Origin of the sequence: Vogesella sp. (assembly GCF_046297735.1) — a bacterium.
GTDB classification, from domain to species: Bacteria; Pseudomonadota; Gammaproteobacteria; order Burkholderiales; family Chromobacteriaceae; genus Vogesella; species Vogesella urethralis.
In genome coordinates this window covers 33,219-47,560 of record NZ_JBKBHK010000008.1, presented here as the reverse complement: position 1 = coordinate 47,560, position 14,342 = coordinate 33,219, and the positions used below count along the sequence as shown (strand labels likewise).

The 14,342-nt window shown below is 61.3% G+C and carries 13 protein-coding genes; 6 read left to right on the top strand and 7 right to left on the bottom strand.

The annotated features are described in order from the left end of the window. Nucleotides 1-27 precede the first annotated feature (27 nt). From ACK4FZ_RS11335 to aroA, 7 genes are all read right to left on the bottom strand, one after another. A complete protein-coding gene (locus ACK4FZ_RS11335) occupies nucleotides 28-381 on the bottom strand; it encodes a hypothetical protein (RefSeq protein WP_409820919.1) in 354 nt (117 codons plus the stop codon). Nucleotides 382-393: 12 nt separating this feature from the next. Further along, nucleotides 394-1,110 carry a PolC-type DNA polymerase III gene (locus tag ACK4FZ_RS11330; RefSeq protein WP_409820917.1) on the bottom strand — a complete coding sequence of 239 codons (717 nt, stop codon included), beginning with the start codon at nucleotides 1,108-1,110 and terminating at the stop codon, nucleotides 394-396. After that, nucleotides 1,107-3,008, bottom strand: coding sequence for a DUF294 nucleotidyltransferase-like domain-containing protein (locus ACK4FZ_RS11325; protein ID WP_409820914.1), 1,902 nt, complete (start codon nucleotides 3,006-3,008; stop codon nucleotides 1,107-1,109). Before ACK4FZ_RS11325 ends, ACK4FZ_RS11330 begins: the two co-directional genes overlap by 4 nt. A gap of 94 nt (nucleotides 3,009-3,102) precedes the next feature. Further along, complete coding sequence (locus tag ACK4FZ_RS11320) at nucleotides 3,103-4,887, bottom strand: sodium:solute symporter family protein (RefSeq protein ID WP_409820911.1); 1,785 nt, start codon at nucleotides 4,885-4,887, stop codon at nucleotides 3,103-3,105. A gap of 14 nt (nucleotides 4,888-4,901) precedes the next feature. Continuing rightward, nucleotides 4,902-5,168 (bottom strand): DUF4212 domain-containing protein, encoded by a 267-nt coding sequence (locus ACK4FZ_RS11315; protein ID WP_147692626.1) that lies wholly within the window; start codon nucleotides 5,166-5,168, stop codon nucleotides 4,902-4,904. A 112-nt stretch (nucleotides 5,169-5,280) separates the two neighbouring features. Continuing rightward, nucleotides 5,281-7,245 carry an acetate--CoA ligase gene (gene acs, locus ACK4FZ_RS11310; protein WP_409820908.1) on the bottom strand — a complete coding sequence of 655 codons (1,965 nt, stop codon included), beginning with the start codon at nucleotides 7,243-7,245 and terminating at the stop codon, nucleotides 5,281-5,283. 499 nt (nucleotides 7,246-7,744) lie between these two features. Then, the gene (gene aroA / locus ACK4FZ_RS11305; protein WP_409820906.1) at nucleotides 7,745-9,037 is read right to left on the bottom strand and encodes a 3-phosphoshikimate 1-carboxyvinyltransferase; all 1,293 of its coding nucleotides are present in this window, start codon (nucleotides 9,035-9,037) and stop codon (nucleotides 7,745-7,747) included. A 145-nt stretch (nucleotides 9,038-9,182) separates the two neighbouring features. Between aroA and cmk the strand changes: the two genes are divergently transcribed. The 6 genes from cmk (at nucleotide 9,183) to pyrF (ending at nucleotide 14,341) form a co-directional block, all read left to right on the top strand. After that, entirely contained in the window at nucleotides 9,183-9,857 is a 675-nt protein-coding gene (cmk, locus tag ACK4FZ_RS11300; RefSeq protein WP_144371152.1) for a (d)CMP kinase, read from the top strand. A 109-nt stretch (nucleotides 9,858-9,966) separates the two neighbouring features. Then, nucleotides 9,967-11,649: a 30S ribosomal protein S1 gene (rpsA, locus tag ACK4FZ_RS11295; RefSeq protein WP_144371286.1), complete on the top strand. Its 1,683-nt coding sequence runs from the start codon at nucleotides 9,967-9,969 to the stop codon at nucleotides 11,647-11,649. Between the two features lie 9 nt (nucleotides 11,650-11,658). Beyond that, nucleotides 11,659-11,952 carry an integration host factor subunit beta gene (locus ACK4FZ_RS11290; protein WP_144371285.1) on the top strand — a complete coding sequence of 98 codons (294 nt, stop codon included), beginning with the start codon at nucleotides 11,659-11,661 and terminating at the stop codon, nucleotides 11,950-11,952. Between the two features lie 124 nt (nucleotides 11,953-12,076). Continuing rightward, nucleotides 12,077-12,370, top strand: a complete 294-nt coding sequence (locus ACK4FZ_RS11285; RefSeq protein WP_144371151.1) for a lipopolysaccharide assembly protein LapA domain-containing protein — start codon at nucleotides 12,077-12,079, stop codon at nucleotides 12,368-12,370. Between the two features lie 29 nt (nucleotides 12,371-12,399). Continuing rightward, on the top strand, nucleotides 12,400-13,563 hold the full coding sequence (lapB, locus tag ACK4FZ_RS11280; protein ID WP_409820904.1) for a lipopolysaccharide assembly protein LapB: 1,164 nt from the start codon (nucleotides 12,400-12,402) through the stop codon (nucleotides 13,561-13,563). Between the two features lie 31 nt (nucleotides 13,564-13,594). Beyond that, nucleotides 13,595-14,341 (top strand): orotidine-5'-phosphate decarboxylase, encoded by a 747-nt coding sequence (gene pyrF / locus ACK4FZ_RS11275; protein ID WP_409820902.1) that lies wholly within the window; start codon nucleotides 13,595-13,597, stop codon nucleotides 14,339-14,341. Nucleotide 14,342: the final 1 nt, after the last annotated feature.

Here is a 14,342-nt window from a genome sequence, read left to right as displayed (position 1 = left end):
CCCCGCAGCTAGCGGCGCAGGGTGCGTTCAGACTTGGCTGCCGTTTTGTGCGGCCTGGCGTGCACGCCAGCCCATCAGGTGCAGGCTGGTGAAGTACAGCCACAGGATGAGGCCGCCGGTCATGCTCCATACTTGCATTGGCAGCCCGATCAGCACCGTGGCCAGGCCGTCGGCCAGCAGTGCGATTGCCGCCAGCAGGTTCAATGTCACATAGCGCTTTACCATGTTGCTGCTGGCCGGCAGCCGTTCGCCTTTCCAGTTGCGTACCAGATCGTGGCGCCGGCGTACACCCACCAGAAACGCCAGCCGGAAGAAGTGGCCGGCCATCATGAAAATCAGCAGGAACAGTATCCAGTTCAGGATCAGGAACAGCGTTGCCATAGAGCCTCCTTGTCAAACAGGGTTGTTATGCCGGCGCAGGCGTTCGGTGGCGGCCAGCGCTTGCAGGGTAGTGATGCCGCGCTCTTCGGCGCGGTGCAGTGCCAGTTGCAGCAGCTGCGCAGTAGCCAGGCAGTCGGCAATGGCATTGTGCCGCCGGTGGTTGCGGATGCCAAAGCGCTGCAGCCAGTCGTCCAGTGCCACCACGTGGGCCTGGCGGCTGGCAAACAGTGACGGCAGCAGCCAGGCCAGATCCAGCCAGCGCGGCTGGTAGTGCAGGCCAAGGTGACGGCGCATGGCCGTGGCGATCATGTGCTGGTCGAAAAAGGCATGATAAGCCACCAGTGGTGCCTTGCCGCTGTATTCCAGAAACTGCAGCAGGGCTTCGGCTGGCGGTGTGCCCTCGCGTTGCTGCGCGCCGCTGATGCCGTGGATGAGGATGTTGTCGCTGGATGATACCTGTTGCTGACGCAGTACTACTTCAAATGCTTCCCGCGGGTCAATGCCGCCATCTTGCAGTGCCACGCTGCCGATGGAGATCAGCTTGTCCCGGCGCAGGTTCAGGCCACTGGCTTCCACATCCACCACCAGCAGCCGCGTATGGCGGGCATTCTGTTGCCAGTCGGTGTCTGGCAGCGCCTGCCAGTGTTGCAGTCGCTGTCGTTGCACGTCGTCCAGTACGACTGTAGGAGTGCGCTGCAGCCAGTGCAGCCAGCGTGGCCAGGTGCTCATAGCTGGTACTTCAGTTTCAGGCGCTGCTGCAACCGCCGGGCCTGACGCAATGCTTCTTTGAGGATGCGTCTGTCCAGCGGGTTCAGTTTCTCTGGCTGGATGAGGTTGTCACCCTGGCGGCCCAGTTCTTGTTCCAGGTGCTGGTGTCGCAGGCGCAGCATCTGGATGAACTGGAAGGCCTCGATGATGGCGCGTACTTCTTCGCGCGGCGTGTCCATGTGCGCGGCCGCTTGCTCCAGCCGTTGTGCGGTATTGCTGCTGGCAATGCCGTAGCACAGCGCCAGCACGCGCGCGGCGTCGACAAACAGGCGACTGCCGCTGGTTTTGAGGTCCAGCCAGCCCCCTTCGCCGTGATGGTCTTCGGTAATGAAATCGCGCAACAGGCCCAGCGGCGGCGCTACGCTAAGTGCGTTGCCCGCCAGCATGCGCTGGAACAAGCTGTTGGGACGGCTACAGGCAAACAACTGCTTTTGCAGCTGGTTGGCCAAATGCCGCTTACCGTATAACGGGCGCAAGTCAAAGAAGATGGCCGCGTTCAGCAATGCCTTGGGGTCCGGACTGGCTATCCAGCGGCGGAAGCGTTCTTGCCATTCTTCCAGGGTCAGGCATAGCGCCGGGTTGCTGGCCATGATGTTGCCCTTGCACAGCGGGAAGCCGTAGCGGTCCAGGTCGGCGTTGACGTCTGCAGCAAAGTCCAGCAAACGCAGCTGTACCTGGTCTTTGTCGTAGGCTTCCGGGCACAGGTAGAGCAGGCCATTATCCTGGTCGGTGCTGAAGGTTTGTTCTTCGCGCCCTTCCGAGCCGAAGGCCAGCCACACCCAGTCTATGCCGTACAGGTCGTGCTGCTGCAGGTTCAATTCGATGATGCGGGCGGTAATGCTGTCGTTCAGTGCCGATACGAACTGGGTAATCTGCTCGGCACCTACGCCTTGCGCCAACATATTGGTGGTGAGTTGCCGCAGGTCGCGGCCAACCTGGTGCAGCGCATCCATGTCGGCAGCGGTTTCCACCGCGTAGCGGATCTGGCGCAAGCCGATGCGTTGCATGGCAAACAGGTCGCGTTCGGAAACCACCCCTTGCAACATCTGGTTTTCATCTACCACCAGTGCGTGGCGTACGCCATGCGTGGCCAGCGCCAGCGCGGCGTCGTAGGCGCTGGCGTGGCGGCTGATGGTATGCGGCCGGGTTGACATCACCTGGCTGATCGGCAGCTGCATGTCGATCTTGGGCAGCACCACACGCTTGAGTAAGTCGGATTGGGTAAAGATGCCCTGCGGCTTGCCGTGGTCATCTACCATCACCACCGAGCCGACGTTGTGTTCGCCCATGATGGCCAGTACCTGCTCGATGCTGTGCTGCGGGCTGGCGGTAACCGGCGCACGCTTGAGCAAATCGCGCAGCGGCGTGGACAACGATTGCTGTTCCAGTGCCCGCTGTGAAAACTGCAGCTGCATGTCGCGGCGCGACTGGCCTAGCAAGGTAGACAGGTAGCTGGCGCAAAAGCGGTTGAATACCGGGCTTAGTGCCAGCAGTTGCGGAAACAGATGGGCGGGTAAGCGGTAGCAAAAGGTGTCTTCCAGTGCCGAGTAATGGCACACCGTGGCCCGGTTGCCGCTACTGGCGCCGATGGGAAAACATTCGCCGGCCGACAGCGTAAGGTTGTGGCTGGCGATATCGCCGTCCTCGCGCGACAACACCTTGCCACGCTGCACGATGAAGAAGAACGGCGGCGGGCCTGCGTCGGGGGTGAGCAGGAAGCTGTCCTGCGGATAGTAAGCCAGTTGCAGCGACTCACCCAGGAACTGCAGTGCCGCCGCCTCCATGGCGTCGAAGGGGCTGTGCTGGGTCAGAAAGCTGACCGTGGCTTCGACCAGGGTCGGGTTGGGAACGCTTTGCATGCTGTGGGCCGGGGAAGGAGCCAGCAAAACCCGCTGCAGGCAGCGGGCTTGACTTGCGCCTTCTGCCACCCTGTGGGGCAGGGTGGCGTCGGGTTTAGTGCGCTTGAGCCTGGCCGGCGCCGCGCGGGGTACGGATGTCTTCCACCAGGTGCTGGATGTGTTCCGGCGGCGGAGCGGTAAAGCGGGACACCACAAAGGCCACTATGATGTTGACGATGGCGCCCACGGAGCCGATACCTTCCGGCGAGATGCCGAACAGCCAGTTCGCCGGTACGTTTTCTGCCAGCGGGGTGATGAAGATACCCTTGAAGTACAGAATGTAGCCGAAGGTAAAGATCAGGCCGCTGAGCATGCCGGCAATGGCGCCTTCCTTGTTCATCCGCTTGGAGAAAATACCCAGCAGAATGGTGGGGAACAGCGACGAGCACGCCAGGCCGAAGGCAAACGCTACCACCTCGGCCACGAACCCTGGCGGGTTATAGCCCAGGTAACCGGCAATCAGCACCGCCACCGCCGACGCAACCCGCCCGGCCATCAGTTCGCCTTTTTCCGACAGGTCCGGCACGAACACGCTCTTGAGCAAGTCGTGCGACACCGCAGCCGAAATCACCAACAGCAAGCCGGCAGCGGTAGACAGCGCGGCGGCAATGCCACCGGCAGCCACCAGCGCGATTACCCAGTTCGGCAGTTTGGCTACCTCCGGGTTGGCCAGTACCATGATGTCGCGGTCAACGTTGAGCTCGTTGCCTTTCCAGCCGGCGGCCTCAGCCTGGGCCAGGAAGGCTTCGTTTTTGCTCTTTTCGTTGTAGTACTGGATGCGGCCGTCACCGTTTTTGTCCTCGTACTTCAGCAGGCCGGTTTTTTCCCAGCGCTGCATCCATTCCGGGCGCTCTTCGTACTTCAGCGAGGCTTCAGGTGCAAACAGGTCGCCGCCGCTGCTCACTGCAGTATTAACGGTAGCGTGCACGTTGTAGCGTGCCATGGCGCCTACTGCCGGCGCGGTGGTGTACAGAATGGCGATGAACACCAGTGCCCAGCCGGCGGACGAGCGCGCATCACGTACTTTCGGTACGGTGAAGAAGCGCACGATCACGTGCGGCAGGCCGGCGGTACCGGCCATCAGCGCAAAGGTAATGGCAGTGATGTCGATCATCGACTTGCTGCCTACGGTGTACGCGCCAAAGCCCAGCTGGGTGACGACGCTGTCCAGCTTGTTCAGGAACGGCTCGCCGGAAGCAACGCTGCCACCCAAGCCCAGCTGCGGCAGCGGGTTGCCGGTAATCTGCAGCGAGATGAAAATAGCCGGCACGGTGTAGGCAAAGATCAGCACCACGTACTGCGCTACTTGGGTATAGGTCACGCCCTTCATGCCACCCAGTACGGCGTAGAAGAACACCAGACCCATGCCGGTAATCAGGCCGGTGGTGATTTCCACTTCCAGGAAGCGCGAGAACACGATGCCGACACCGCGCATCTGGCCTGCCACGTAGGTGAACGAGATGAAGATCAGGCAGATCACCGCCACAATGCGCGCCGACTGCGAGTAGTAGCGGTCACCGATGAACTGCGGCACGGTGAACTTGCCGAACTTGCGCAGGTACGGTGCCAGTAGTACGGCCAGCAGCACATAGCCGCCTGTCCAGCCCATCAGGTATACCGAGCCATCGTAACCGGCAAAGGCGATGATGCCTGCCATCGAAATAAACGAGGCGGCGGACATCCAGTCGGCGGCGGTCGCCATGCCGTTCACCACCGGGTGCACGCCGCCACCGGCTACGTAGAACTCCTTGGTGCTGCCGGCACGTGCCCAGATCGCTACACCGATATACAGCGCAAACGACAGGCCCACCACAATATAGGTAAGAAGCTTCAGGTCCATGCGGTGCTCCTTTCTTAGTCTTCGTGCACGTCATGCTCCTGGTCCAGGCGGTTCATGCGCGCCGCGTACCAGAAGATGAGGCCGACAAAAATGTAAATGGAGCCTTGCTGGGCAAACCAGAACCCGAGCTTGTAGCCGCCGATGGTGATGCTGTTCAATGCACCTGCGAAGAAAATGCCCGCGAAATACGACACGCCAGCCCAGATCGCCAACACGATCCAGAGCAGTTTCAGCGTGTCCGCCCAGTAGGCATCCGCCTTGCTCTTATTGTCTGTAGACATCTCGTTACTCTCCTCTGATGGTTGATGCTCGTGCGATACCGTTGTTTCCTGATACGTGGTTGAAAACAGGCCTTGCGGCCAACCTTGTGCCAGCCCCTGCTGGGGCTGACCATCACTGCGCTTGTTGCAGCTGATCCAGAATCTGCGGGTTCTCCAGCGTCGAGACGTCCTGCGTGATGGCCTCGCCCTTGGCGATGGCGCGTAGCAGGCGGCGCATGATCTTGCCGGAGCGGGTTTTGGGCAGGTTGTCGCCAAAACGAATCTCATCCGGCTGCGCAATCTTGCCGATTTCGTGGGCGACCCAGTTTTTCAGCTCGGCGGCGATACGGCGGGCTTCTTCCCCCTCTGGCCGCGCATCCTTCAGCACCACAAAGGCCACTACCGCCTCGCCCTTGATGTCGTGTGGTTTGCCCACCACCGCGGCTTCGGCTACCAGCGGGTTGGCTACCAGTGACGATTCGATTTCCATGGTGCCCAAGCGGTGTCCGGATACGTTCAGCACGTCGTCCACGCGGCCCAGAATCCAGAAGTAGCCGTCTTCGTCGCGGTTGGCCGAATCGCCTGCCAGGTAGTATTCGCCGTTAAACTCGTCGGGGAAGTAGGTTTTCTTGAAGCGGTCCGGGTCATTCCAGATGGTGCGTACCAGCGATGGGAACGGTTTTTTGATCACCAGAAAGCCGCCCTTGCCCGGTTCTACCGGTGCACCCGCCTCGTCAACGATGTCCGCCAGAATGCCGGGCAGCGGCAGCGTGCACGAGCCTGGCTTGACATCCACACTACCCGGCATCGGTGCGATCATGTGGCTGCCGGTTTCGGTTTGCCACCAGGTGTCCACGATAGGGCAGCGGCTACCGCCCACCACTTCGTAGTACCACATCCATGCCTCTGGGTTGATCGGTTCGCCCACCGAGCCCAACAGCCGCAGGCTGGACAGGTCATATTGCTGCGGCAGCGTCGCACCCAGCTTGATCAGCGAGCGGATGGCAGTAGGGGCGGTGTAGAAAATGCTGACCTTGTGGCGTTCTATCATCTGCCAGAAGCGGCCGGCATCCGGGTAGGTGGGTACGCCTTCGAAGATGATCTGCGTGGCGCCAAACGCCAGCGGGCCGTAGGCGACGTAGCTGTGGCCGGTAATCCAGCCTACGTCAGCGGTGCACCAGAACACGTCGTCTTCTTTGGCGTCGAAAATCCAGCGGTAGCTGTTGAGCGCACCTAGCAGGTAGCCGGCGGTACTGTGCTGGATGCCTTTAGGTTTGCCGGTAGAGCCCGAGGTGTAGAGGATGAACAGTGGGTCCTCGGCATTCATGGCTTGGGGGGGGCAGGTATCGGGCTGGCCTCGTACCAGTTCGTGCCACCACAGGTCGCGCCCTGCGTGCCATGCCGGCTGGGCTGCCGTGCGTTGCAGTACGATCACGTGCTGAACGCTGGGGCAGGCAGCGTCGGCCAATGCGTCGTCCACCGTCGCTTTTAGCGCCACGCTCTTGCCACCGCGTACCCCCTCGTTGGCCGTAATGACTGCCTTGGCGCCGGCATCCTGAATGCGGTCGCGCACCGCGCCGGCGGAAAAGCCGCCAAACACCACCGAATGAATGGCACCAATGCGGGCGCAAGCCTGCATCGCTACCACCGCATCCGGCACCATCGGCATGTAGATCACTACGCGGTCGCCTTTTGCGATGCCCAGGCTCAGCAAGCCGTTGGCAAAGCGTGCTACGCGGTCGTGTAGCTGCTGGTAACTGATGTGTTCCACCTGGCCATCGTCGGCCTCGAAGATAATGGCGGTCTTGGCTGCCTTGTGTGGCAGGTGGCGGTCGATGCAATTGTAAGAGGCGTTCAGTTCGCCATCGTCAAACCAGCGAAAGAACGGAGCCTGGCTGTTGTCCAGCACGCGGCTGAACGGTTTTTGCCAGTGCAGCAACTCACGCGCCAGTTCGCCCCAAAAGCCTTCGTAGTCGTTGACAGCTTTATCGCACAGTACGTTGTAGGCTTCGCGGCCAGGGACAGTAGCGTGTTCGACAAAGCTGGCTGCCGGGGGAAAGCTACGCGTTTCTTTCAGTACCGATTCGATTCCGGACATGGCGACAAATCCTTCTAGGGTGTGGTAGCGATAAAAGCTTACAAACGGTTACAGACGCTACTCTATACGCGCTTTATCGCGACACTTCCCAATCGCATTTTTGAATCCTTCAAATCAGCCAAGCTGATTTTGCAGTGCAAAAAGTCTTTTTATTCAGTAGCTTGCTTGATGATTTTTGCCTGGCTTGAGTGGTGGAAATACCTTGCAGGCGAGTGTGGTAATGCAGGTTTTTATGGTGGCAAGTGTTAACTGAATGCGCTTGGGGGAAGCACCGGCATAGGGGATCTGGGCTGGTAAGGCATGTCGGGAGCATCGGTACCGCTAAATGCAACACCCCCTGCCGTTAAACCGGACAGGGGGTGTTGTTGACGGGCCTCACGCGCTGCCTATTGCGGCGTTGTCGGCTTTGCGCCGGGGACTTCCCGGTACCTTGCACGCCGCGTGGTATGGCAAGACTCCTCGGGCCCGAGTTTCTTCATGAAAGTAGTGTTAGCAGGCCTCAGCCTGCGGCCAACTTGCCCAGTACCTCGAAATAATCGGGGAAGGTCTTGGCCACGCATTTCGGGTCGTTGATCACCACCGGAGTGCCCAGCAGCGCCACCAGCGAGAAGCACATCGCCATGCGGTGGTCGTCGTAGGTGTCGATTTCGGCGTTGGCAGTCAGCTGCGCCGGCGGCGTCACGCTGATGCTGTCCTGCGTTTCCACCACGCTGGCGCCCACTTTGCGCAGCTCGGTGGCCATCGCCGCCAGGCGGTCGGTTTCCTTCACGCGCCAGCTTTCCACGTTGCGGATGGTGGTGGTGCCGTTGGCGGCCAGCGCGGCCACGGCAATGGTCATCGCCGCATCCGGAATGTGGTTGAGGTCCACGTCGATGGCCTGCAGGCCGCCGGCCGGGGCGCGGGCCTCGATCCAGTTATCGCCCAGGGTGATTTCTGCCCCCATCAGCGCCAGCGCGTCGGCAAACTTCACGTCGCCCTGGATGCTGCTGCGGCCAACCCCCTCCACCCGCACCGGGCCACCAGCCAGTGCGCCGGCTGCCAGGAAGTAGGACGCGCTGGAGGCGTCGCCTTCCACGTGAATGTCGCCGGGGCTGGTGTAACGTTGGCCGCGCGCGATGGTAAAGCGCTGCCAGCCGTCACGCGCAACCTGCACGCCGAAGCGCGCCATCAGGTTCAGCGTGATCTCGATATACGGTTTGGAGATCAGCTCGCCCACCACCTCGATGGTGACGTCTTCACCGGTGAGCGGCAGTGCCATCAGCAGCGCAGTGAGGAACTGGCTGGAGACATTGCCTTTTACCGGAATGACCTGGCCGGCGTTCAGGCTGGCCGGCTTGATCTGCAGCGGCGGGTAGCCGTCGTTGCCCAGGTAGTCGATATCGGCACCGGCCACGCGCAGCGCGTCCACCAGGTCGCCGATCGGGCGTTCGTGCATGCGCGGTACGCCATGCAGGTGGTAGCGGCCCTGCATCAGCGCCAGCGCGGCAGTGAGCGGGCGGAAGGCGGTGCCGGCATTACCCAGGAACAGGTCGGCGTCTTTCACGCTGAACGCGCCGCCGGTGCCGTGCACCAGGAAGTCGCGGCTGTCGCCTTGTTGCTCGACGCGCACGCCCAGGGTGGCCAGTGCTTCCAGCATGCGGCGGATGTCGTCGGAATCCAGCAGGTCGCGCACCAGGGTGCTGCCGTCGGCCAGCGCGGCCAGCAGCAGGGTACGGTTGGAAATGCTCTTGGAGCCGGGCAGCTTGATGCTGCCAGCCAGGCGCCCGATGGGCTGCAAGTGTAGTTGTTCCATGGTGTTCTGGTCTGTTTTGCTGCGGGGCTCGCGCCCCGTCGGATGATCTCGGCAACGACTGTACCCGTATTGTGCACCGCCACGCAAACGCCTCTTTTTGTACTGCTTGCGTTACAATCTGTCGTTTTGCTTCAAGGTTTTTGCCATGCCTACGCTCAAACCCGTCATTACCATCGACGGCCCTTCCGCCTCTGGCAAGGGCACGGTGGCTGCCCTGGTGGCACAGCAGCTTGGCCTGCATTATCTGGATTCCGGCGCGCTGTACCGCCTGACGGCGCTGTACGCGCTGCGCGAAGGCGTCAGCTGGGAAGACGAACAGGGCGTGGCCCGCTTGGCTGCGCAGTTGCCGGCGTCGTTCCACGACGGCAAGACCTGGCTGGGCGAGGCGGACGTCAGCGCCGCCATCCGCGCCGAAGATATCGGCATGGGGGCGTCCAAAGTCGCCGCGCTGCCGGCGGTACGCGCCGCGCTGCTGGCCCGCCAGCGCGATTTCCTGGTGCCGCCCGGCCTGGTAGCCGATGGCCGCGACATGGGGTCGGTGGTGTTTCCGCGCGCCGAACTGAAGGTGTTCCTGACGGCTTCTGCTGCCGTGCGCGCAGAACGCCGCTATAAGCAGTTGATCGCAAAAGGGGAATCTGCTAATCTCGTTCAGATTCAGCAGGACATTTCCGATCGTGACGCGCGCGACGCGGCACGGGCGGTTGCCCCGCTAAGACAAGAGCCGGATGCCCACTTGCTGGACACCTCGGACCTGACCATCGAACAAGCGGTGGCGCAGGTACTGTCGTGGTTCGACAAGACCCGTGGCACCGGCCATTAATTTTTTGTAAGCCGCCGTCTGTCATACCTTGCGCTGACGGCGTATGAAAAACCTAACCCCGCGTGACGCAAGGCATGCCTGAGAGTTACATCTGATGACTACCCTCGTTATGGATAGCTTCGCCGCCCTGTTCGAAGAGAGCCTGGCTCTGCAAGAAATGCGTGCTGGTGAAGTAATCACCGCTGAAGTCGTTGGCATCGATTCCAACTTCGTGACCGTTAACGCCGGCCTGAAGTCTGAATCCCTGATCCCGGTTGAAGAGTTCAAGAACGACAACGGCCAAGTTGAAGTTGCCATCGGCGATTTCGTTACTGTTGCGATCGACTCCCTGGAAAACGGCTTTGGCGAAACCAAGCTCTCCCGTGAAAAAGCCAAGCGTCTGGCTGCATGGGTTGACCTGGAAGAGGCTCTGGAAGCTGGCAAGATCCTGTCCGGCGTTATCAGCGGCAAAGTCAAAGGTGGCCTGACCGTTATGGTTAACGGCATCCGCGCTTTCCTGCCGGGTTCCCTGGTTGACGTACGTCCGGTGAAAGACACCACCCCGTACGAAGGCAAAGAAGTCGAGTTCAAGGTTATCAAGCTGGACCGCAAGCGCAACAACGTGGTTGTTTCCCGCCGTGCCGTGCTGGAAGAAACCCTGGGCGAAGAGCGCAAAGCGCTGCTGGAAACCCTGCGTGAAGGTGCCATCATCAAAGGTATCGTCAAGAACATCACCGACTACGGTGCGTTCGTTGACCTGGGCGGTATCGATGGCCTGCTGCACATCACCGACCTGGCATGGCGCCGCGTGAAGCACCCGTCCGAAGTTCTGGCCGTGGGCGACGAAGTGGAAGCCAAGGTACTGAAGTTCGACCAAGAGAAGAACCGCGTATCCCTGGGTCTGAAGCAACTGGGCGAAGATCCGTGGGTGGGCCTGTCCCGTCGTTACCCGTCCGGTACCCGTCTGTTCGGCAAGGTAACCAACCTGACCGACTACGGCGCGTTCGTTGAAATCGAACAAGGCATCGAAGGCCTGGTACACGTGTCCGAAATGGACTGGACCAACAAGAACGTACACCCGTCCAAGGTAGTTCAGGTTGGCGACGAAGTTGAAGTGATGATCCTGGAAATCGACGAAGACCGTCGTCGTATCAGCCTGGGCATGAAACAGTGCCAGGCTAACCCGTGGAACGAGTTCGCTGACAACTTCAAGAAAGGCGACAAACTGAAAGGCGCGATCAAGTCGATCACCGATTTCGGCGTGTTCGTTGGTCTGCCGGGCGGCATCGATGGCCTGGTACACCTGTCCGACCTGTCCTGGAACGAAGCTGGCGAAGAAGCCGTACGCAAGTTCAAGAAGGGTGACGAGGTTGAAGCCGTTGTTCTGTCCATCGACGTGGAAAAAGAACGCATCTCCCTGGGCATCAAGCAACTGGAAGGTGATCCGTTCAACAACTACGTTGCCATGAACGACAAAGGCGCCCTGGTTAAAGGTACCGTTAAGTCTGTTGACGCCAAGGGCGCTGTTGTAGCCCTGGACGCCGACGTTGAAGGCTACCTGCGTGCTTCCGAACTGTCCCGCGACCGCGTTGAAGACGCTCGCTCGGTACTGAAGGATGGCGAAGAAGTGGAAGCCGTGATCATCGCTGTTGATCGCAAAGCCCGCTCCATCAGCCTGTCCATCAAGGCCAAGGACGTACAGGAAGAGAAAGCCGCAATGTCCGCTATCAGCGCTGGCGATGCCAACGTGTCCGCTGGTACCACCAGCCTGGGCGCGCTGCTGAAAGCTAAACTGTCCGGCGGCAACGAATAAGTGATGGACATGACCAAATCTGAGCTTATTGCGAGGCTTGCCGAGCGTTATCCTCAGTTGGTCGCCAAAGATGCTGAGCTGGCTGTTAAAACCATTCTGGATGCAATGGCCAGCAGCTTGGCAAAAGGGCAGCGGATCGAAATCCGCGGTTTCGGTAGCTTCGATCTGAACTACCGCCCGCCGCGGATGGGCCGCAATCCCAAGTCTGGCTCCAGCGTTGTCGTTCCTGAGAAATACGTGCCTCACTTCAAGGCCGGCAAAGAGCTTCGCGAACGGGTCGACCTGACCAATTCCAGCGATTAAGCCATTTCGCCGCCTTCAAAGCGCCGCAGCCTGCCTGCGGCGCTTTTTTTTATCCCCCCGTCGCTTGGGGGGGGCTGCGCTTTCGTTTAAACTTGCAGCATTGTGACCCAGCGAAAGCGTACCGATGCGTTACCTGTTCCGCTTGATCGAGCTCCTGCTGCTCGTTTTGCTCATTGCCGTCACGGTGCAGAACAGCGCCGTGGTGGAATTCAAGCTGTTCTTCGGCCAAAGCTGGCAGGCACCGCTGATCCTGCTGTTGCTGATCTTCTTTGCTGCTGGCGCCCTGATCGGCCTGGTGGCCACCTTCACCTATTCGCTGCGCGTACGCCGCGAGCTGTCCCAGCTCAAGAAAGAGCTGCGCTCGCGCCAGAGTGCCAGCAAGGTTGTCGTCGACCCCAGCGACGCGCTGGCCGACTGAGCATCCCGTATTTGTCTCGAGGTTGAATCTTGGATATCGATTTGTGGTGGCTGTTGCTGTTCCCGGCCTTCTTTGGCCTGGGCTGGCTGGCCGCACGCGTAGACATGCGTGCCGTACTGAAGCAGGCACGCGAAGTGCCTGCCGCGTTTTACAAGGGGCTGGACGCGCTGGTGGACGAGCAGACCGACGTCGCCGCCCGTTCGCTGTCGGAAGTGGCGCGCGCCCACCCGCACTCGCTGGAAGTACAGCTTAGCCTGGGCAAGCTGTACCGCAAGCGTGGCGAGAACGACCGCGCCATTCGCCTGCACCAGCAAGTGATGGAGCTGCCGGACCTTAGCCGCGAACAGAAGGCGCTGGTGCGCTACGAGCTGTCGCAGGATTTCCAGAAAGCCGGCCTGGTGGATCGCGCCGAGGAAATCCTGGTCAAGCTGCTCGATAGCCAGACCATGGGCCGTGCCGCGCGCGAACAGCTGCTGTCCATCTACCAGCAAGACCGCGACTGGGAAAAAGCCATCGCCACCGCGCTGGAGCTGCGCAGCGATGCGCACAGTTTCCAGCACGAAGTGGCGCAGTTTTACTGCGAGCTGGCCCAGGGCGCGCTGTACCAGTCCGATTACGACAAGGCCCGCGAGGCGGTAAAGCAGGCGTTTGCGGCCAACCGCAAATGCGTGCGCGCCAGCATCCTGCTGGGCGATATCGAAACGGCGCTGGGCAATCACGACGCGGCCATCGCCGCGTGGCAAGCCATCGAAAAGCAGAACTTCGAATACCTGGCCATGGTGGCCGAGCGCCTGTTCGACGCCTACGAAGCGCTGGGCAAGCCGCAGGAAGGCATCGCGCTGCTGCGCGGCTACCAGCGCACGTTCTCGCAGCTGGAGCTGACCGACCTCCTGTACCAGAAAGTGGCCACCTACGAAGGCGAGGCGCGCGCGCTGGAGGCCGCTCGTGAGGCGGTCCACGCCCGCCCCAGCCTGCTGGGCGTTTACCGCCTGGTGGAATCGCAGATGGACGAGCTCAGCACCGAAGGCCGCCTCGACGCCGAGGTGGCGCGTGCGCTGATCATGAAACATGCGCAGCGCCTGACCGTACACCGTTGCAAGCGCTGCAACTTTCGCTCGCGGGCCTTCTTCTGGCATTGCCCCGCCTGCAGCGAGTGGGAAAGCTTTACGCCCAACCGCTCGGAAAACCACTGAACCGAATACGCGACAAGAAAGACAGGAAAACATGAATCCGTTGATGGCACACGGCTTTGCGGCCAACGTTAACTCGCCGGTACTGGTGGCGCTGGATTTCCCCACCGCCGATGCCGCCCTGGCGTTTGCTTCCCGTCTCGACCCCTCGCAGTGCCGCCTGAAGGTAGGCAAGGAGCTGTTCACCGCCGCCGGCCCGCAACTGCTGGAGCAGTTGGCCGCACGCGGCTTCCAGGTGTTCCTGGACCTCAAGTTCCACGACATCCCCAATACCGTGGCGCACGCCTGCAAGATGGCCGCCGAAGCCGGCGTCTGGATGGTGAACGTGCACGCCAGTGGCGGCCGCCGCATGATGGAAGCCTCGGCCGAGGCGCTGGCGCAGTACAGCCAGCGCCCGCTGCTTATCGCCGTCACCGTGCTCACCAGCATGGACGGCGCCGACCTGATGGAAATCGGCATTACCGTGCCGCCGCAAGAACACGTGCTGCGCCTGGCGCGCCTCACCAAAGACAGCGGCCTGGACGGCGTGGTGTGCTCGGCACAGGAAGCCGGCGTGCTGAAGGCCGAGCTGGGCCGCGAGTTCAAACTGGTGACGCCGGGTATCCGCCTGGCCGACAGCGCCGCCGACGACCAGCGCCGCGTGATGACGCCGGTGTCCGCACTGCAAGCCGGCTCCGACTACCTGGTGATCGGCCGCCCGATTACCCGCGCCGACGACCCGCTGGCGGTGCTGAACAAGATCAACGCCGACATCCAGGCCTACCAGGCCACGCTGGGCTGAG